Annotated in this window: 18 protein-coding genes; all 18 read left to right on the top strand. The window is 54.2% G+C overall.

Features of this window, described 5'->3' with window-relative positions; all coding sequences use genetic code 11:
- The first annotated feature begins 10 nt into the window (after positions 1–10).
- On the top strand, positions 11–1,558 hold the full coding sequence (gene resB / locus KNP78_RS00090; RefSeq protein ID WP_029595328.1) for a cytochrome c biogenesis protein ResB: 1,548 nt from the start codon (positions 11–13) through the stop codon (positions 1,556–1,558).
- On the top strand, positions 1,558–2,742 hold the full coding sequence (gene ccsB, locus KNP78_RS00085) for a c-type cytochrome biogenesis protein CcsB (protein WP_029595329.1): 1,185 nt from the start codon (positions 1,558–1,560) through the stop codon (positions 2,740–2,742). Before resB ends, ccsB begins: the two co-directional genes overlap by 1 nt.
- A gap of 158 nt (positions 2,743–2,900) precedes the next feature.
- Positions 2,901–3,617 carry a response regulator transcription factor gene (locus tag KNP78_RS00080; protein ID WP_214753188.1) on the top strand — a complete coding sequence of 239 codons (717 nt, stop codon included), beginning with the start codon at positions 2,901–2,903 and terminating at the stop codon, positions 3,615–3,617.
- On the top strand, positions 3,617–5,320 hold the full coding sequence (locus tag KNP78_RS00075; protein ID WP_214753190.1) for a sensor histidine kinase: 1,704 nt from the start codon (positions 3,617–3,619) through the stop codon (positions 5,318–5,320). The genes KNP78_RS00080 and KNP78_RS00075 overlap by 1 nt, the downstream gene beginning before the upstream one ends.
- A 53-nt stretch (positions 5,321–5,373) precedes the next feature.
- Positions 5,374–5,925 (top strand): cob(I)yrinic acid a,c-diamide adenosyltransferase, encoded by a 552-nt coding sequence (locus KNP78_RS00070; RefSeq protein WP_034777834.1) that lies wholly within the window; start codon positions 5,374–5,376, stop codon positions 5,923–5,925.
- Between the two features lie 8 nt (positions 5,926–5,933).
- Complete coding sequence (gene yfmF / locus KNP78_RS00065) at positions 5,934–7,172, top strand: EF-P 5-aminopentanol modification-associated protein YfmF (RefSeq protein WP_138859321.1); 1,239 nt, start codon at positions 5,934–5,936, stop codon at positions 7,170–7,172.
- Positions 7,169–8,428, top strand: coding sequence for an EF-P 5-aminopentanol modification-associated protein YfmH (gene yfmH, locus KNP78_RS00060; RefSeq protein ID WP_214753192.1), 1,260 nt, complete (start codon positions 7,169–7,171; stop codon positions 8,426–8,428). Before yfmF ends, yfmH begins: the two co-directional genes overlap by 4 nt.
- On the top strand, positions 8,425–9,120 hold the full coding sequence (ymfI, locus tag KNP78_RS00055; protein WP_214753194.1) for an elongation factor P 5-aminopentanone reductase: 696 nt from the start codon (positions 8,425–8,427) through the stop codon (positions 9,118–9,120). The genes yfmH and ymfI overlap by 4 nt, the downstream gene beginning before the upstream one ends.
- Positions 9,121–9,217: 97 nt before the next feature.
- Entirely contained in the window at positions 9,218–9,994 is a 777-nt protein-coding gene (locus tag KNP78_RS00050) for a YmfK family protein (RefSeq protein WP_034777827.1), read from the top strand.
- Between the two features lie 48 nt (positions 9,995–10,042).
- Positions 10,043–10,894 (top strand): helix-turn-helix domain-containing protein, encoded by an 852-nt coding sequence (locus tag KNP78_RS00045; protein ID WP_233004332.1) that lies wholly within the window; start codon positions 10,043–10,045, stop codon positions 10,892–10,894.
- Between the two features lie 31 nt (positions 10,895–10,925).
- Positions 10,926–11,504, top strand: coding sequence for a CDP-diacylglycerol--glycerol-3-phosphate 3-phosphatidyltransferase (gene pgsA / locus KNP78_RS00040; protein ID WP_021067614.1), 579 nt, complete (start codon positions 10,926–10,928; stop codon positions 11,502–11,504).
- Positions 11,505–11,573: 69 nt separating this feature from the next.
- Entirely contained in the window at positions 11,574–12,800 is a 1,227-nt protein-coding gene (locus tag KNP78_RS00035; protein ID WP_214797214.1) for a competence/damage-inducible protein A, read from the top strand.
- A gap of 76 nt (positions 12,801–12,876) precedes the next feature.
- A complete protein-coding gene (gene recA, locus KNP78_RS00030; RefSeq protein WP_021067612.1) occupies positions 12,877–13,926 on the top strand; it encodes a recombinase RecA in 1,050 nt (349 codons plus the stop codon).
- A gap of 187 nt (positions 13,927–14,113) precedes the next feature.
- Positions 14,114–15,676, top strand: coding sequence for a ribonuclease Y (gene rny, locus KNP78_RS00025; protein ID WP_029595337.1), 1,563 nt, complete (start codon positions 14,114–14,116; stop codon positions 15,674–15,676).
- Between the two features lie 48 nt (positions 15,677–15,724).
- The gene (locus KNP78_RS00020; RefSeq protein ID WP_034777819.1) at positions 15,725–16,519 is read left to right on the top strand and encodes a TIGR00282 family metallophosphoesterase; all 795 of its coding nucleotides are present in this window, start codon (positions 15,725–15,727) and stop codon (positions 16,517–16,519) included.
- Between the two features lie 26 nt (positions 16,520–16,545).
- Positions 16,546–16,806 carry a stage V sporulation protein S gene (locus tag KNP78_RS00015; RefSeq protein WP_012726477.1) on the top strand — a complete coding sequence of 87 codons (261 nt, stop codon included), beginning with the start codon at positions 16,546–16,548 and terminating at the stop codon, positions 16,804–16,806.
- Between the two features lie 169 nt (positions 16,807–16,975).
- Positions 16,976–18,052, top strand: coding sequence for an L-threonine 3-dehydrogenase (tdh, locus tag KNP78_RS00010; RefSeq protein WP_138859327.1), 1,077 nt, complete (start codon positions 16,976–16,978; stop codon positions 18,050–18,052).
- A gap of 15 nt (positions 18,053–18,067) precedes the next feature.
- On the top strand, positions 18,068–19,249 hold the full coding sequence (locus KNP78_RS00005) for a glycine C-acetyltransferase (RefSeq protein ID WP_214707601.1): 1,182 nt from the start codon (positions 18,068–18,070) through the stop codon (positions 19,247–19,249).
- Positions 19,250–19,267 lie beyond the last annotated feature (18 nt).

Raw genomic sequence — 19,267 nt, 5'->3', positions numbered from 1 at the left:
GGGCGCACAAATGCTAGATATGAAATACGACGGCGCCGATTTACGATCGAAGCGTCGTCCACGGTCATGGATTGACCGGGTGTGGAGCTTTTTTGCATCGGTCAAGGTCGGTCTATGGCTCATCGGGCTTATCATCGTCGGGTCGGCGATCGGAACGATTTTCCCGCAAGAGATGTATATTCCGCAACAGTTGCCGGCGAACCAGTATTACACGGACGAGTACGGGACACCGGGTACGATTTACTACACGCTAGGATTCCACAACCTCTATACATCGTGGTGGTACATCACGTTGATCGTGATGCTGACGTTATCGCTCATCGTTGTATCGATTGATCGATTTTTCCCGCTGTATAAAGCGTTGAAATTTCAACCGGTCCGACGTACCGATCGCTTCATGCGCGGACAACGTTTGATTGGTGAGGGAAAAGGGACGGACGAGCAAATCGATGCGTTCGGAGAGGCTTTAAAAGCCAAGCGTTATCAAGTGAAGCGTGATGGGGATGCCTTACTCGCCGAGAAATATCGATTCGGTCGCTGGGGTCCATACGTCAATCACATTGGGCTCGTCATCTTCTTCATCGGGGCGATGCTTCGCGTTTTCCCGGCATTCCATACGGATACGCTCGAATGGGTGCGCGAAGGCGATACGGTTCCGCTCGAAGCGACGGATGATGAATATTATCTTCGCAACGATCAGTTCATCTTAGAGATGTATGATCCGGAAAATAACGCGGAAGATGCGAAATTTGCCAAGGCGATCGAGAAAGCGGGCGCAGTCCCGAAAAACTATGAGACGGAATTGACGCTGTTCAAGAAGACCGGGACGAACGAGGACGGATCGCCGCAACTCGAGGAAGTCGATACCGGTTCGACGAAAGTGAACCACCCGTTCAAGTTTGAAAAGTACGAAGTGTATCAAGAACAGTATTCGAGTCGCCTGGAATTCTTGTCGATGTCCTTTAACGTTGCCGATAAAGAGACAGGTGATGTGTATGGACCGTTCACGGTCGATTTGACGAACCCGGAGACGACGTATGACCTCGGAGACGTCACGGTCAAACTGAACGACCTGTATCCTGACTTTGAGGTCAAGGACGGCCAACCGAACACGAAATCGCCACGGGCACTCAACCCGGCCTTCTTCATGGCGATTGACACACCAGACGGCACGACGGAATCGAATTTGATTGGAATTCGTTTAAACGTGGCCGATGAAGATAATCGCTATGTGTTCCAGTTCGCTGGTACGGAGATGGCAAGTACGAGTGGTCTACGCGTCAAGAGTGACTCGACGTATCCGATTTTGATTGTCGGTGGAGTCATCTTCATGATTGGAATTGTCATGGGGATGTATTGGCCGCACCGTCGTATCTGGATTCGCCGACACAATGAGACGGACGTGCTCGTCGCTGGTTTCACCAACAAGAACCCGTCCTCGCTCAATCGCGAAATCACACCGCTCCTAGAGAAAAATGGCCTGCCGATCTGGGAAGATCAGGCACGGTTTGAAAAAAAGACGGACGACAACTCAACCAATGAAAGAGGGGAATCATAATGGAGTGGATTCAGTGGAGCAGTCGTTTGCTCTTTATCGCGTTCATCCTTTACGCTGTCGCGACCGTGTTATTCACGATCGCGGTCAGCGGGATGCGCAAAGGCCGAAACGTCAACCGTATCGCCTACGGCAAATATGCGTTCATTTTGGCCGTCATCGGCTTCATCGCTCAAATGACATATTTTATTTTACGTTGGGTCGGGGTCGGTTATGCACCGGTATCGAACCTGTACGAATACACGACGTTCTTCGGCATGATGATGGTGTTCGGGTTCCTCGTCGTGTACGGGATTTATAAAAATGACGTGCTTGGCTTGTTCGCCATGCCGGTGGCGCTTCTCGTCATCGCTTTCGCTTCGATGTTCTCGAGCGAAGTGGCACCGCTTATCCCGGCCTTGAACAGTGTCTGGTTGAAAATTCACGTCACGACGGCCGCGCTCGGCCAAGGAATTCTCGCCATCAGCTTCGCCTCAGGTCTCATTTTCTTATTGAATGAGACGTCGATGCGGGAACAGTCGAAGTCACGAACGTGGCTTGAGATTACGATGTTCGTCCTCATGTGCACGCTCGGCTTCATTCTCGTCTCGATGCTCTTCAAGGCGATCGGTGCCGGTGGCGTGGTCGAGTTCACGAACGACCGCGGGACACAAGAGTCGTATGAATACTTCATGCCGATGTTGTTCGTGCCGGAAGGGGCTCAGCTTCTCTCTGGTTCGGGCGGACTGTCACTTGAGTTACCGACGTTCATCAATACATTGAAGTTGAACACGCTCATTTGGTCGGTCATCGCCGGCGTCGTGATTTATGTACTGCTTCGTTTCGTCATCTTGCGAAAACGGATTGCCGAGGCGCTTCAACCGCTCGCGAAAAAAGTCGATCTCGATCTCGCCGACGAGATCAGTTACCGGTCGATCGCCATCGGCTTGCCGGTGTTCATCCTCGGTGGACTCATCTTCGCGATGATTTGGGCACAAATCGCCTGGAACCGTTTCTGGGGCTGGGACCCGAAAGAAGTGTGGGCGCTCATCACGATGCTCATCTATATCTACTATTTGCATATGCGCATCCAACGTGGTTGGACGGGAACAAAAGCCGCTTGGTTATGTGTCGGCGGCTTCGCCGTCATCATGTTCAACTTGGTGTTCGTCAACCTCGTCATCGCAGGTTTGCACTCATATGCGTAAAAAAAGAAGTCACTTCGGTGGCTTCTTTTTTTACGCCGCTGTCAACTGACCGTTGTGAAGCCAAATAATAGAGTGGTATAGTTATGAAAGAGAGCGAAATGTTCACAATTGTGCAACATTCGCTACATCTTGTAATGGTTCTTTAGGAGGTTTAGTGGATGGCTAATAAAACTAAAATTTTAGTGGTCGACGACGAGGAAAGAATTCGCCGCCTATTAAAAATGTATTTGGAACGGGAACAATATGTGATCGTCGAAGCGACGAACGGGGAAGAGGCGCTTCAGCTCGCCCTTGAGCACAATTTTGATGTCATCCTGCTTGATTTGATGATGCCGAAAATGGACGGGGTCGAAGTATGTACCGAGCTTCGGAAATCGAAGGCGACACCGGTCATCATGCTGACGGCGAAAGGCGAAGAAGTCGATCGTGTCCAAGGTTTCGAAGTCGGAGCGGACGATTATATCGTCAAACCGTTCAGTCCGCGTGAGGTCGTCTTGCGCGTCAAGGCACTCCTTCGCCGCTCGGGCTCGACGAAATATTTGCGTACGGCCGAAAAATCAAAAGACTTGATCGTCTTCGCGCATTTGACGATCGACAACGATGCGCACCGCGTCACGGTCGACGGAGAAGAAATCGCGCTCACGCCGAAAGAGTATGAGCTCTTGTTCTTCTTGGCCAAACAAGTCGACAAAGTGTTTTCACGAGAGCAGCTCTTGAAAGAAGTTTGGAACTATGAATTCTTTGGAGACCTTCGAACGGTCGACACACACGTGAAACGACTCCGGGAGAAGTTGAACCGTGTCTCTCCAGAAGCCGCGCAAATGATCACGACGGTATGGGGTGTCGGGTACAAGTTCGAAGTCATCAGTGAGTGATGATTCGCCGGAATAGCATCGTCACAAAACTATGGTTGACGATTCTCGTATTGGTCAGTCTCATCTTGTTCATCGTCTCTGTGTTGATGCTCGAGTTTTTCAACTCGTTCCATATCGACCAGGAACGCGGCCACTTGGCCAAGCTCGGCGGGCAGGTCCAGTCGGTGTTGCTTCAAGAAGGGGACGCGTCACGGACGGTCGACCAAATCATTGAAGTGTACGGTGCGAACTATATATTAGAGAACGGGACGGTCCGTTCGAACTTTGGAACGGAAGTCGACGGTCTCATGACGGAGCTCGGCCGTCAGGATTGGGAAACGTATCAGGCGGTCGGGGAGACGGCGATTGGAAACTTTTCGTCATTTGACGATCAGGCGGCACTCGCGTATCGGACGACATTCTCACTCGAGACAGGCGAATATACGCTCTATTTGATCGAACCGCTCGACGCGATCTCGAGTGCGAACGAAGGGGCTCGGACGATCATCTTTTGGACGGTCGCGTCGGCGATCATCGTCACGACCGTATTTGCCTTCTTTTTATCGACCCGGATCACGGCACCGCTCCGCGAGATGCGTGACGCGGTCAATAAGACGGGAGAAGGGCAATTCGACCTCCGTCTCGTCCAGAAGTCGAACGATGAGATCGGGGAGTTGGCCGGGTCGTTCAATGCGATGAGTAGCCAACTGTCGACATACGTGAATGCGCTCGATCGAGAACGGCTCCAACTCGCCTCGATTTTACGGTCGATGGCCGATGGGGTCATCACGCTCGATCGTCATGCGAACGTCATTGTCACGAACCCGCAAGCCCAACCGCTCCTCATCGACGAACAGCCGCATGAAGTCGTCCTGTCTCTCTATGAGGACGTCGTTGCCGGGGCACCGGAGAAGACGATCGAAGTGAAACAAGACGAACATTATTATACGTTGACGGTGACACCGCTTCTCGGCGAGGATGATTTTGAAGGCGCGGTCGTCGTCATCCGTGACACGACCGAGAGCCATCGTCTTGACAAGATGCGAACCGATTTTGTTGCCAACGTCAGCCACGAGCTACGGACACCGCTCGTGACGCTTCAAGGGTATTCCGAGGCGATTATCGACGGCATGACCGAAAGTGATGACGCGACGAAAGAGTTCGCTTCCATCATCTACGATGAATCGCTTCGATTGGCCCGTCTCGTCAACGATTTGCTCGACCTGGCACGAATCGAGTCAGGCAAAGAGACGATGCAGTTCACGACGTTCGACCTCGGTGAATTTCTTCCGCGCGTCATGCGCAAATTCAACCAAATGGCGAACGAAAAAGGCATCACGCTGTCAACGGAGGCCCCGCGTCATGCCATCGAGGCGGACGGGGACCGATTGGAACAAGTGTTCACGAACTTGATCGGCAATGCCATCGCCCATACCGAGTCGGGATCAATCCGGCTCGAGGCGAGTGAAGAGGAGGCCGGCTTCGTGATCCGTTTGTCGGATACGGGCAGCGGCATCCCGAAAGAAGATTTGCCGTTCGTGTTCGAACGGTTCTACAAAGCGGATAAAGCGCGGACGAGCGGCGGCAAGACGGGTACCGGCATCGGTCTCGCCATCGTCAAAAACGTCATCGATGCCCATCAAGGCACGGTCGACGTCTCGAGCACGCACGGGGAAGGGACAACGTTCACGATTCATCTTCCGTACACACAACCGCACGCATAACGACAATGGTGACTCCTATGGGTCACCATTTGTGGCATCAAGGAGGAAATGACATGAAACTGTACACACGAGGCGGGGACAAAGGGGAAACATCACTCATCGGCGGACGTGTCTTAAAGATTCATCCGCACATCCAGGCGATGGGGCTGTTAGATGAATTGAACAGTCAGATCGGTCTCGCGCTCGCCCATCAGACAGACGAGACGCTCCGGTCCCAGCTGACGAAGATTCAACATGATCTATTCGATCTCGGTTCCGAGCTCATGTATACTGAGACGCCGCCACAACAAGTCGATTTGACAATCGTCACCGAGCTCGAGACGTGGATTGACGAACTTGAACCGAAATGTCCGGAGCTCGTCCGCTTCATCTTGCCGGGTGGCAGTGTCGGTGCGGCGAGCCTGCACGTGGCACGTACCGTCTGTCGCCGTGTCGAACGAGAGCTCGTCAACGTCGACGCCGCCGCTCGTCAGCTCCCGTACTATAACCGGCTGAGCGACTATTTGTTCACCGCGGCCCGTTACGCCAATGTCGTGGCCGGAGTTCCCGATCAAGAATACGCCCGCGGTGCGGACGTGTTCAAAACGAAAAAGAAAAAGGAGTAGATCAACTTATGAAAGGAATCGAACAATTCCAACAACGACTGCATTATTCGGTCTACCCGACCCAAAAATTTAAAACGACGACATGCCTCGTCTCATTTGCGGCCCCACTGTCGGCTGAGACGATTGCCGACCGGGCTTTACTGCCGTATGTGATGGAGAAAGCGACAGAAGCCTATCCGTCGATCGAATTGTTTCATACGCCGCTCGAACAATTATATGACGCGAGCCTTTACGCCGGAGCGTCGAAAGTCGGCAAAGAACATGTCATCCAGTTCCAGCTCGAAGTCGTGAGCGATGCGCTCGTCGGCGAACCGGTGCTCAGTGAGGCGATCAAGCTGCTCGAAGAAGTACTCCTACGTCCGAACGCCTATGACGGGGCGTTCCAACCGCTCATCGTCGAACAGGAGGCCCGTCTCCAGCGTCAGCGCATCGAATCGGTATACGATGACAAGATGCGCTTCGCCCAGCAACGTCTTCAAGAACTGCTCGGCGGCGAACTCGCCATCCAGTCGCTCGGTACACTCGAACAGTTGGAGCACGTGACGCCTAAGACGCTCTTTGATGCCTATACCTCGATGATCCGTCACGATCGTGTCGACGTCTACGTCGTCGGCGACGTGAGTCGTGAGCAAGTGACTGCCGCGTTCGCGCCGCTCGAAGGGCTCGGGGAACGACTCGTCCGTGAGTATCCACAGCCGGTCGACCGTGAGTTTCAGCGTCTCGAGGAACATCAAACGATCAATCAGAGCAAATTGCACCTCGCCTATCAAGTCGACGTCGACCCGCGCAGTGAAGACGCTGTCCGGATGCAAGTCGTCAATGGACTGTTCGGCGGCTTCCCGCACTCGAAACTGTTCATGAACGTCCGGGAGAAAGAGAGTTTGGCCTACTATGCCGCCTCGCAGTACAGCTCACTCAGCCGGATGTTATTCGTCTATGCCGGGATCGATGCCTCGAACCAGGCGAAGACCGAGGCGATCATCGCCGACCAACTCGCCGACCTCCAGGCCGGGACGTTCGAGGACGAGACACTCGAACAGACGAAAGCGATGCTGTACCATCAACGTCGTCAACTCGGGGATAACCCGCGCCAATTGATCGCTTGGATGAGCGGCTCGGACATCCGTCCGTTCTCGCTCGAGGAAGAGATGGCCATCATCGAGCGGACCTCGCGGGATGATGTGGCCGCGCTCGCCAAGGGCCTGGATTTACAGGCTGTCTATTGTTTAAAGGGGGGAACTGTATGAAACTCGATTTTCCAAACGTCGGAGAAACGCTCCATCACACCGTCCTCGAGAACGGATTGACGGTCTATTTATTGAAGAAGACCGGTTATGAGAAGACGTATGCCACGTTCACGACGAAATATGGTTCGATCGACCGTCGCTTTAAAACGGAAGATTGGGTCGACGTGCCGGACGGGATCGCCCATTTCCTTGAGCATAAGATGTTCGAGAAAGAAGACGGCGACGTGTTCCAACAGTTCGGACGCCTCGGCGCGTCGGCGAACGCGTTCACGTCGTTCACCCGGACGGCATACTTGTTCGGTGCGACGTCGAACGTCAGTGAGAACTTGAAGACGTTGATCGACTTTGTCCAAGCGCCGTACTTCACGGAGGCCTCGGTCGAGAAAGAGAAAGGGATCATCGGCCAAGAGATTCAAATGTATCAGGACAATCCGGGCTGGCGCCTCTACTTCGGTTTGATTGAGGCGATGTATGCCGAACATCCGGTCAAAATCGATATCGCCGGCACGATCGAATCGATTAGCGCCATCACGGCCGACGATTTATATCGCTGTCACGAGGCGTTTTACCATCCGAGCAATATGGTGCTGTTCGTCGTCGGCAATATCGACCCTGACGCTGTCCTTGCCGAGATTACCGCCAATCAGGCGGCGAAGACGTTTGATGCGCCGCTATTGACGGCGCGTGAGGTGGTCGAGGAGCCCGAGACGGTCCATATGACGGAACGGGTCATCGAGATGGACGTCTCGGTCCCGAAAGTGATGATCGGCTATAAAGATACGCCACGCCCCGGCAAAGAGGGCATGAAGCAAGAGCTCATCGTCGAGCTCCTCATGCACGCCTTGTTCGACACGACGGCACCGCTCTATGCGGAACTGTACGCCGAAGGATTGATTGATGACGCGTTCTCGTTCGACTATACGTCAGAAGAGACGTTCGCCTTCGCCGTCCTGTCAATGGAGACGCCACACGTCGAGACGTTCGTCGACCGGATCACGTCCGCTCTCGAGCGTCCGCTCGAACTCGGCGGCGAGACACTCGATCGCAAGAAGCGCATGATGAAAGGACAGTTTTTGAAGGCGCTCAACTCACCAGAGTTTATCGCCAACCAGTTCTCACGCTACGCACTCAGCGGCGGCAACATGTTCGACATCCCGGACTTGCTCGATGCGATTACGCTTGACGACCTGTATGCGGCGTACGACCGTCTGTTCCAAGCCGATCATCGGACGGTCTGTGTCGTCAAGAAACCGTGACGACGCTCATCACGGGAGCGAGCGGAGCGATTGGCCGTGCCGTCGCGCTAGCGTTTCGAGACGATGCACTCATTTTGCAGGCGCATTCGCAAACGGAGTCGCTTCGTGCGTTCGTTTCACACGAACAGTTGACGGCCGACGTCGTCACGTGTGACCTCGACGATGAAGCCGGACTCGAAGCTTGGCTCGAGACGCTCGGACCGGTCGACCGCCTCATCCATGTCGCCGGTAATCATGCCTACGGTCTGCTCGTCGATCAGTCACTCTTCGAGCTCGACCGGCTGTATCGCATACATGTCCGCTCGATGGTCCGTCTCGTCCAGCACGTTGTCGGGCTGAAACCGTATGACCGCCCGCTCGACATCGTCGTCGTCTCGAGTGTCTGGGGCGAGGTCGGTGCGGCCGGAGAAGTCCTCTATTCAACGGTCAAGGCCGCCCAGCTTGGATTCGTCAAGGCGTTCGCGCGTGAGGCCGGACCGTTTCACGTCCGCATCAACGCGGTCACGCCGGGGTGGATTGACACCCCGATGAATGATACGGTAGAAGAGACGAAACAAGACGTTCGGGATGAGATTCCGCTCGGCCGGTTAGGAGGCCCAGGGGAAGTAGCGGAGACAATACGCTTCCTCTGCTCTCCGGCAGCCGCATACATGACCGGCACCGTGCTTCGGATCGACGGCGGTTGGGTGTGAAACTTTGTTGGCTCGGTTGAAACGAGTTCTTTTCAATTCTTCTAAAATAATTTAGAATGAACAAGGTAGCGAGCACACATCAGAAAGGGTGGACGAGATGGATCATAAGTTCGAAGAATGGTATCTCGAATATGAACTTTGCCAAAATCGACCCGGTATCCTCGGGGATATCGCCTCACTGATGGGGATGCTTCAAATCTCAATCGTGACGATCAACGGCGTCGATCTACAGCGCCGCGGCATGCTGTTAAAGGCACCGGCGGCCGATCACGTCCATCGTTTGGAACATATTTTGCGCAAGATGGAAGCCATCGTCGTCATCAAGCTCCGGCGCCCGAAACTCCGGGACCGGATCGCAATTCGACACGGACGTTACATCGAGCACGATAACGATGACAAGAAGACGTTTCGTTTCGTGCGTGAGGACCTGGGTGTCCTCGTCGATTTCGTCGCCGAACTGATGAAAGAAGAGCGGCATTTGTTGATCGGCGTGCGCGGCAACCCGCGTGTCGGAAAGACCGAGTCGATTGTGGCAGCGAGCGTCTGTGCGAACAAGCGCTGGCTATTCCTGTCCTCGACGCTCATGAAGCAGACGGTGCGGACTTCGCTGTTCGAGGAAGAACGCGAAGGAGACCACGTCTACATCATCGACGGTGCCGTCTCGACGCGGACGATGGATGAACGCCATCGGCAATTGATTCGCGAAGTCATGCGACTTCCGTCTGTCAAAGTCATCGAGCACCCAGATCTTTATGTGCGCAACACCGACTGTGTGTTCGAGGATTTTGATTACATCATCGAACTACGGAACTCACAAGATGAGGAGATCATTATTCCTCAAGAGACACATCGTGAGGCAGAATGGTTTGAATAACTACTTGAATGGAAGGTGTGGACCCCTGTGACAGAACTAGGGACTTTTTTGAAACAAAGGCGTGAGGCGAGCGGTTTGACGCTCGACCAAATCCAGCAGACGACGAAGATTCAAAAACGCTATATCATCGCGATCGAGGAAGGTGATTACAAAAATCTCCCTGGCTCGTTCTATGCACGGGCGTTCATCAAAACGTACGCGGAATCGTTAGGGCTTGATGTCGATGAACTGTACGAGACGTATGCGAAAGACTTGCCGAAAATCGAGCCGCAGCCGACCGTTCAATTGTCGCGAAAACAAACCTACTCGAAAGCCTCGGAAACGTCGAGCCGTGTGTCGCGTTGGGTACCGAAAGTCATGCTCGTGCTCGTCGCCTTCCTCTTGATGACGGCCGTCTATTACGTCGTCCGAAACCTTGATTTTGGTGATCAAAACGCGTCACCGGCCGAGCCGTCGAACTCGGGTGTGACGATTGACCAAAATAAGGATGTCCCGAAAGAGGAACCGGTTGAAGAAGAACCGGTCGAGGAAGAGCCGGTCGAAGAAGAGCCTGCTGAAGAGACGGGGCCGATTGCGGTCGCGTCGACGAGCGGAGCTGATCTCACGTACGAGATTGCGACAGCCGATAAGTTGACGACGGAGATCCATGTGAAAGAATCGCCGGCGACGTATGTCGGCGTCCGAGACACATCACTCGAAGGACCGTTCCTCGCTCCGGAATATCCGAACCAATCGAAACAAAACCCGATTGTCATCGAGGACGCGGAGACGGATACGCTTCGCATCCGAATCGGCTTGATCGGTGGGGTCGAGAAAATTGTTGTCAATGGCCGGGAGCTTGAATTAGCCGACTCGCCGGTCACACAAAATATATTTGTAAAGAGAGTCGACGCAGAATAAGTTGACTCTCCTTCTAGAGGAGGAGTTCTCGATGAACCTACCTAACCGTTTGACGATGTTACGGGTGTTGCTCATCCCCGTGTTCGTCGTCTTACTCGCCGTAGATTTTGATTGGGGAGACATCGCTTTCCTCGGGGCGGACGTACCGCTCCATCAATTCATCGCCGCGGTCATCTTTACGATTGCCGCTATCACTGACTGGCTTGACGGACATCTCGCCCGCAAGCACAACTTGGTCACCAACTTCGGGAAGTTCATGGATCCGCTCGCTGACAAACTACTCGTCACGGCGGCACTCGTCCTGCTCGTCGAGATGGACCTCGTCGCGGCTTGGGTCGTCGTCGTCATCCTCTCGCGTGAATTCGCGGTGACGGGGCTGCGTCTCGTGGCTGCCGATGAAGGCATCGTCGTCGCGGCCGGAAAGTCGGGCAAAGCGAAGACATGGGTCCAACTCTTTGCCATCATCTTCCTACTGTTCGGCAACCCGATTTTCAGCTATGTCGGCATTCCGTTCGGTGAATGGGCGATGTGGCTCGCGCTCGTCTTGACGATTTACTCAGGGGCCGAATATTTTGCACAAAATTACAAGATCATTGTAAAGTCGATGTAACCGTCGGCACAGACGAGTTGTTCAGCTTGGCCGAACAGCTCGTTTTTTTATTTGGGGGGAGGAATTCGGATGAAACGGACCGAAATCATTGCGGTAGGCTCTGAACTGCTCTTAGGGGAAATTACCAACACGAACGCCCGTTACTTGTCAGAACAGCTGTCGAAATACGGACTGTCCGTCCTGTATCATGTAGTCGTCGGGGATAACCGGGAGCGCCTGAAAGCAACGCTCGAAGAAGCGAAAGCCCGGAGCGAACTCGTTATCGTCACTGGCGGACTTGGCCCGACGGCCGATGATATCACGAAGACGATGCTTGCCGACGTGCTCGACCGTCCACTCGTCCGCGACGAGGCCTCGCTCGAGACGATTCGTCGTTTTGTCGCCTCGCGCGGACGGACGATGAATGAAGGAGACGCTCGTCAGGCCGACGTCTTATCCGGGTCCGAAGTACTTGACAACCCGGTCGGTCTTGCGCCCGGCATGTGGATTGAAGGGGAGACGACATGGCTCTTACTGCCTGGCGTACCGTGGGAAATGAAAGCGATTGTCGAGTCTACGTTCCCGAACAAGTTCACGGGTGCGACGATTCATTCCGAGTCGCTTCGGTTTTATGAAATCGGCGAGTCCGCGTTAGATGAGGCGGTCGTCGATTTAACGACCAGTGCCAATCCGACGGTCGCCCCATATGCCGAGTCGGGCGAGTCACGGCTTCGAATCAGTGCTCGGGCCGAAACGGAATCCGAGGCGCGGCAAATGGTCGACCGGGTCAAACGGGACATTTTAAATCGGGTCGGCCGGTATTACTTTGGTTCCGATGAGGAGACGCTCGCTACCCATTTGATTCGAGAGTTGCAAGCGCGCAATGCCACACTGTCGATTGCCGAGTCGCTCACCGGCGGTCAGGCCCAAGCAATGCTCACGGCCGTGCCGGGGGCATCCTCGGTGTTCAAAGGTGGAGTCGTCACGTATTCGGACGAGCTAAAAAATAGGTTTTTAGGGGTGTCCCTTGATACAATTGAGTCACACTCGGTCGTCTCAACAGAAGTCGCCTTTGAAATGATCCTCGGTTTGATTCGTCAGACCGAGACGGATTATGGACTGGCGTTCACTGGAGAAGCCGGACCCACGTCAAGTTCGGGTCAACCGGTCGGCAAAGTGTTTATCGGTATCCGGTCACCGGCCGGGATTGACGTGATTGAACGCAACTATCCACATCAAGAGCGGCACGTCATTCAAGCCCGAGCGACAAAAGACGGAATATGGGCGCTCCTTCAACAAATGAAAAAAGGCGAATAAACGTTCGCAAAAAACTTGTGTATCGTTCTCGGTTCGCTTATAATGAAAGTATCAATCAAAGGAGGCTCATTAATCTATGAGTGATCGTAAACAAGCGTTAGAAATGGCATTACGCCAAATTGAGAAACAATTCGGTAAAGGCTCAATCATGCGCCTTGGTGAAAATACAGATCAGCAAGTTTCCGTTACCCCATCAGGCTCAATCGCCCTTGACATCGCCCTCGGTGCCGGTGGCTACCCACGTGGTCGTGTCATCGAAGTGTACGGACCTGAATCGTCAGGTAAGACGACGGTGGCGCTTCATGCCATCGCTGAAGTTCAAAAGCGCGGCGGGCAAGCAGCCTTCGTCGACGCCGAGCACGCGCTCGACCCGAAATACGCCCAAAACCTTGGCGTCAACATCGATGAGTTGCTCTTGTCACAACCGGATACAGGGGAACAAGCCCTTGAGATCGCGGAAGCCCTCGTCCGCTCTGGTGCGGTCGATATCCTCGTCGTCGACTCGGTTGCGGCACTCGTTCCGAAAGCCGAGATTGAAGGGGAGATGGGAGACTCACACGTCGGTCTTCAAGCCCGTCTCATGAGCCAAGCGCTCCGTAAATTGTCTGGTGCGACGAACAAGTCGAAGACGATCGTCATCTTCATCAACCAAATCCGTGAGAAAATCGGAATCATGTTCGGTAACCCGGAAACGACACCTGGTGGTCGTGCCCTCAAGTTCTACTCGTCGGTCCGTCTCGAAGTCCGTCGTGCTGAAACGCTCAAACAAGGCCAAGACATGGTCGGGAACCGGACGAAAATCAAAGTCGTCAAAAACAAGATTGCGCCTCCGTTCAAGACGGCGGAAGTCGATATCATGTACGGCGAAGGCATCTCGCGTGAAGGAGAGCTCATCGACATCGGGGCCGACCTCGATATCGTTCAAAAGAGCGGCGCGTGGTACTCGTACAACGAAGAGCGTCTCGGTCAAGGCCGTGAGAACGCGAAGCAGTATATGAAAGAGAACCCGTCGGTGGCCGCATCGGTCGAAGAACGAATCCGCGACCACTACGGTCTCAACGGTGAAAAGACGGTCACAGTCGAAGCTGACAACGATGACGTCCTCTCGCTTCTAGACGAAGAATAAGCAACGTTTCTCGCCTGACACGGTTCAGGCGAGATTTTTTTAGTATAATTTTTTTGATGAATTGGTAGTTCTATCCTGTCCGTGCATTGCATTCTAACAGGTAAATAAGTACAATAAAGCTATACGCGGGCTCGCTCGCGTTTTCATTCATGAAAAAATAAAATAACCTTGCGAAAGGGAGGTGAACATGATGGAATGGCTATTAGAGCTTATTCTGATCCTCCTTTTGCCGATAGCTTTTGTTGCAGGTTTTTTTGTGCGTAAATCGATCGCCGAAGCGAAGATTCAAGGTGCCGAGACGGAAGCGACCAAGATTGTGGAGCAAGCGCGCCAACAATCGGAAGCGATGCAAAAAGAAGCACGGCTTGAAGTAAAAGAAGAGATGATTCAACTTCGCAATGAAACCGAACAAGAATTGCGCGAACGACGTGAAGAGCAGAAAGTGAAAGAAAATCGTTTCGTCCAAAAGGAAGAGCTTCTCGACCGGAAAGCAGACATGCTTGAACGGAAAGAAGACGCCTTGGATGAACGTGAGGCTGCACTCGCGAAACGGAAGCGTGAAGCGGAAACGCTCGAGAGCAAAGTGGAGGAATTATATGAGGAGGCACGCCAAGAACTAGTACGCGTGGCAGCCTTGTCGAAAGAAGAAGCACGGACCATCATCATGGACGAAGCGAAGCAGGAAGCGCTTCACGATGCTGCTCTCCTTCAAAAAGAAATCGAGCAAAAAGCAAAATTAGAAGCTGATAAAAAAGCGAAACACCTCTTGTCTCTCACGATGCAACGTTACGCGGCCGAACACGTCGCCGAGACGACCGTATCAGTCGTCAACTTGCCGAGTGATGAGATGAAAGGACGCATCATCGGACGTGAAGGACGTAACATCCGCACGCTCGAGACGCTCACCGGCATCGACCTCATCATCGATGACACGCCGGAAGCGGTCATCCTGTCTGGATTCGACCCGGTCCGTCGTGAAATCGCCAAGATGACGCTCGAGAAACTCGTTCAAGACGGTCGGATTCACCCGGCCCGCATCGAAGAGATGGTCGAGAAGTCGCGTCGAGAAGTCGATGAGCGCATCCGTGAATACGGAGAAGAAGCGACATTCTCAGCCGGCATCCACGGTGTCCACCCGGACCTCGTCAAGACGCTCGGTCGAATGCGTTACCGGACGAGTTACGGTCAAAACGTGCTCGCTCACTCGGTCGAAGTGGCCCATCTCGCCGGCATGATGGCCGCCGAGCTCGGGGAAGACGTCACGCTCGCCAAACGAGCGGGTCTCCTCCACGATATCGGGAAAGCCATCGACCATGAAGTCGAAGGCAGCCACGTCGAGATCGGTGTCGAGCTCGCCACGAAGTACAAAGAGCATCCGGTCGTCATCAACTCGATCGCCTCGCACCACGGGGACGTCGAAGCGACCTCGACGATCGCGGTTCTCGTCGCAGCGGCTGACGCCTTGTCAGCGGCGCGTCCAGGAGCCCGTCAAGAGACGCTCGAAAGCTATATCCGACGCCTTGAGCGCCTCGAAGCGATTTGTGAGTCGTTCGAAGGAGTCGAGAAATCATATGCCATCCAAGCGGGACGTGAAGTCCGGATCATCGTCCGCCCAGACGTCGTCGACGACGTCGTGGCGAACAAGATGGCCCGCGACATCTGTAAACGGATCGAAGATGAGCTTGATTATCCAGGCCAAATCAAAGTGACGGTCATTCGCGAAACGCGTGCCGTCGATTATGCGAAGTAACAAGAGCGGAGACATTCTCCGCTTTTTCTATTGGAGGAGGACAAAACTATGAAAATCTTATTTATCGGCGACGTGGTCGGAAAACCGGGTCGCGACATCCTGAGTGCCCAAATCGGACGCTTGAAAAGCAAGTATAGCCCGACGTTCATGCTCGTCAACGGTGAAAACGCAGCCAACGGACGCGGTATCACAAAAAAAATCTACCAACAGTTCCTTGAGCTTGGGTTCCATGGCGTGACGATGGGGAATCATACTTGGGACAACCGTGACATCTTCGACTGGATCGATGATGCCGACCGTATCGTCCGTCCGGCCAACTATCCGGAAGGCACACCTGGTGTCGGCATGATGGTGTTGAAACAAGGTGGGAAGAAGCTCGCCGTCATCAATGCGATGGGGACGGTGTTCCTGCCATCGCTCGACTGTCCGTTCCGCACGGTCGATGCCCTCGTCGAAGAAATCCGTGGTGAGGTCGATGCCATCTTCGTCGATATGCACGCTGAAGCGACGAGTGAGAAGATTGCGATGGGCTATCATCTCGATGGACGCGTTCAAGCCGTCGTCGGGACCCATACGCACGTCCAGACCGCTGACAACCGCGTATTGAACAACGGCACGGCATACATCACCGACGTCGGGATGACGGGACCGCTCGATGGGGTGCTCGGCATGGATGCCGAGGTCGTCTTGAGAAAATTCATGACACAACTCCCGGTCCGGTTTGAAGTTGCCGAGGGACGGGAACAACTTAATGGAGTTTTAATCACTATCGATGACCAATCGAAACGAGCCACAAAAATCGAACGCATACACCTAGATGATCAGACCGTTTGGTTTGATTGAACAACCTACCCGAGGGGGAAACAAGAATGGACGTACTCAAAGTTTCGGCAAAATCGAATCCTAACTCCGTGGCGGGTGCACTCGCTGGCGTACTTCGTGAAAAAGGAACGTGTGAGATTCAAGCAATCGGCGCCGGGGCGCTCAATCAATCCATTAAAGCGGTCGCGATCGCGCGTGGTTTCGTCGCGCCGAGCGGATTGGATTTGATTTGCATCCCTGCGTTCACCGATATTATGATTGACGGAGAAGAACGAACGGCAATCAAGCTCATCATCGAACCACGATGAGCTTGCGGTCGGGACATAGGTCCTATTCTTGTAAGAGAAGCCATCGGCGCGGATGGCTTCTCTTTTTTGTCTGAAAATATGACGTTCTATCTTCTCAGGTTCGTCATTTTATGACAAGATGAAAGGGAACGTGAAGTTCGATCAAGAGATGAAGAGGGGGACGTTTTCAATGGAACAGCTCGTGTCTATGACAGAGAAGGAAGCAACGACACCTGTGATGAAAGCGATTCAAAAACATACGGCCGGATTCGGGGCGAAGTTGGTCGAAGTGCCAATCCCGACACCAGGAGCCGGGCAAGTGTTGATCAAAGTGAAGGCGACATCGATTTGCGGGACCGATGTCCACATCTATGAGTGGGACGACTGGGCGAAGAGCCGAGTCAAACCGCCATACGTGTTCGGTCACGAGTTCGCGGGGGAAGTCGTGGCGCTCGGGGAAGGTACGAAACGCATCCAAATCGGACAGACCGTATCGGCCGAGACGCATATCGTTTGTCATCAATGCAAACAATGTTTGCGCGGGCAATATCACATCTGTAAGAACACGAAAATCATCGGTGTCGACACGCAAGGCTGTTTCGCCGAGTACGTCGTCATGCCGGAAGAGAACTTGTGGGTCAATCCCGAGTCGATGCCGTCGAAGCTCGCCTCGATTCAAGAACCGCTCGGTAACGCTGTCCATACGGTGCTCGCCAGTGACGTGTCGGCCAAGTCGGTCGCCATCGTCGGTTGTGGACCGATCGGGCTCATGGCCGTCGGTGTCGCCAAAGCAGCGGGCGCGAGCCGGGTCTATGCAATCGATGTCAACCCGTATCGGTTGAAGCTCGCCGAAGACATGGGGGCGGACGTCGTCATCAATAGCCTTGAGCAAAATCCGCTCGAGCTGATCATGGATCAGACGGAGGGGGACGGCATCGATGTCGTCTGTGAGATGAGCGGGCATCCGGTCGCCATCGACCAGGCGTTCAAGATGGTCACGGCCGGCGGCGATGTCAACGTGTTGTCACTCCCGGCAAAACCGGTCGCGATCGACCTGACGCGTGACGTCGTCTTTAAAGGGGTACGTGTCCAAGGCATCACCGGACGCAAGATGTATGAGACGTGGGGCCAAGTGTCGACGCTTCTCGCGACGGGTCAGCTGAACGTCGAACCGATTATCACGCACGTGTTCAAGCTCGAGGAGTTCGAGCAAGGTTTCGAGCTCATGCGGGCCGGGAAATGTGGAAAGGTCGTCTTATTACCATAAACAGGGGGAATCAATATGGCATTTGAACATATTACAGAAGCAGTCAATGAAATGAAACAAGCGGGCACGTTCCGTTCGCTCGTGCCGCTCGAATCAGCACAAGGGAACGAGGTCACGATCGGTGGCAAGTCGCTCGTCCAGCTATCGTCGAACAACTATCTCGGTCTCGCCAACCATCCGCGCTTGAAGCAAGCGGCAATCGAAGCGGTCGAACAGTTCGGTGCCGGCACTGGGTCGGTGCGGACGATCGCCGGGACGTTCGAGATGCATGAGGCGTTCGAACGCGAGCTCGCCGAGTTCAAGCATACGGAAGCGGCGCTCGTGTTCCAGTCGGGCTTCGCGACGAACCTCGGCGTCTTGTCGGCGCTACTCGGCCCAGAGGACGTCGTCATCAGCGACGCGCTCAACCACGCTTCGATCATCGACGGCATCCGGTTGACGAAAGCGGCCCGCCGCATCTATAAACACGTCGATCTCGAGGACTTAGAAGCGGCCTTGAAAGAGACTCAAGATTACCGGACACGTCTCATCGTTACGGACGGCGTCTTCTCGATGGACGGCAATATCGCGCCTCTCCCGGAAATCGTCGAGCTCGCCGAGAAGTATGACGCGGCGGTCATGGTCGACGACGCCCACGCTTCGGGCGTGCTCGGGAAGAATGGTCGCGGTACGGTCAACCACTTCGGTCTCGACGGACGGGTCGCGCTCCAAGTCGGGACGCTATCGAAAGCGATCGGCGTCCTCGGCGGATACGTCGCCTGCTCGAACGACGTGCGTGACTTCTTGATTCAAAAAGGACGCCCGTTCTTGTTCTCGACGTCACACCCGCCAGCGGTCGTTGCGGCGAACCGTGAAGCGATTCGTGTCATGAAGGAAGAAGAGGAACTGTTCGATAAGTTATGGGCGAACACCGAGTTCTTTAAGACAGGACTTCGCGATCTCGGCTTCGATATCGGGCATGCGACGACACCGATCACGCCGGTCATGCTCGGTGAAGAGACACTCGCACACACGTTCTCGGACAAGCTGAAAGACCACGGCGTGTTCGCACAGAGCATCGCCTTCCCGACGGTCGAGAAAGGTAAGGCCCGGATTCGGACGATCGTGACGGCGGAACATACCCGTGACGACCTCGAACGTGCGCTCGCTGCCTTCAAGGCGGTCGCCGAAGAATTGAATGTCACGCTTCACGCGTAAGATTGAACTGCAGACGAA

Origin of the sequence: Exiguobacterium sp. s28, from assembly GCF_018618135.1 — a bacterium.
In the GTDB taxonomy this organism is placed as follows: domain Bacteria; phylum Bacillota; class Bacilli; order Exiguobacteriales; family Exiguobacteriaceae; genus Exiguobacterium; species Exiguobacterium mexicanum_A.
This window is presented reverse-complemented; position numbering and strand designations above follow the sequence as displayed.

Coding starts and splice junctions, on each gene's coding strand:
- resB (WP_029595328.1), top strand. CDS start 11: ATGCTAGATATGAAATACGACGGCGCCGATTTACGATCGAAGCGTCGT.
- ccsB (WP_029595329.1), top strand. CDS start 1,558: ATGGAGTGGATTCAGTGGAGCAGTCGTTTGCTCTTTATCGCGTTCATC.
- KNP78_RS00080 (WP_214753188.1), top strand. CDS start 2,901: ATGGCTAATAAAACTAAAATTTTAGTGGTCGACGACGAGGAAAGAATT.
- KNP78_RS00075 (WP_214753190.1), top strand. CDS start 3,617: ATGATTCGCCGGAATAGCATCGTCACAAAACTATGGTTGACGATTCTC.
- KNP78_RS00070 (WP_034777834.1), top strand. CDS start 5,374: ATGAAACTGTACACACGAGGCGGGGACAAAGGGGAAACATCACTCATC.
- yfmF (WP_138859321.1), top strand. CDS start 5,934: ATGAAAGGAATCGAACAATTCCAACAACGACTGCATTATTCGGTCTAC.
- yfmH (WP_214753192.1), top strand. CDS start 7,169: ATGAAACTCGATTTTCCAAACGTCGGAGAAACGCTCCATCACACCGTC.
- KNP78_RS00050 (WP_034777827.1), top strand. CDS start 9,218: ATGGATCATAAGTTCGAAGAATGGTATCTCGAATATGAACTTTGCCAA.
- pgsA (WP_021067614.1), top strand. CDS start 10,926: ATGAACCTACCTAACCGTTTGACGATGTTACGGGTGTTGCTCATCCCC.
- KNP78_RS00035 (WP_214797214.1), top strand. CDS start 11,574: ATGAAACGGACCGAAATCATTGCGGTAGGCTCTGAACTGCTCTTAGGG.
- recA (WP_021067612.1), top strand. CDS start 12,877: ATGAGTGATCGTAAACAAGCGTTAGAAATGGCATTACGCCAAATTGAG.
- rny (WP_029595337.1), top strand. CDS start 14,114: ATGATGGAATGGCTATTAGAGCTTATTCTGATCCTCCTTTTGCCGATA.
- KNP78_RS00020 (WP_034777819.1), top strand. CDS start 15,725: ATGAAAATCTTATTTATCGGCGACGTGGTCGGAAAACCGGGTCGCGAC.
- KNP78_RS00015 (WP_012726477.1), top strand. CDS start 16,546: ATGGACGTACTCAAAGTTTCGGCAAAATCGAATCCTAACTCCGTGGCG.
- tdh (WP_138859327.1), top strand. CDS start 16,976: ATGGAACAGCTCGTGTCTATGACAGAGAAGGAAGCAACGACACCTGTG.
- KNP78_RS00005 (WP_214707601.1), top strand. CDS start 18,068: ATGGCATTTGAACATATTACAGAAGCAGTCAATGAAATGAAACAAGCG.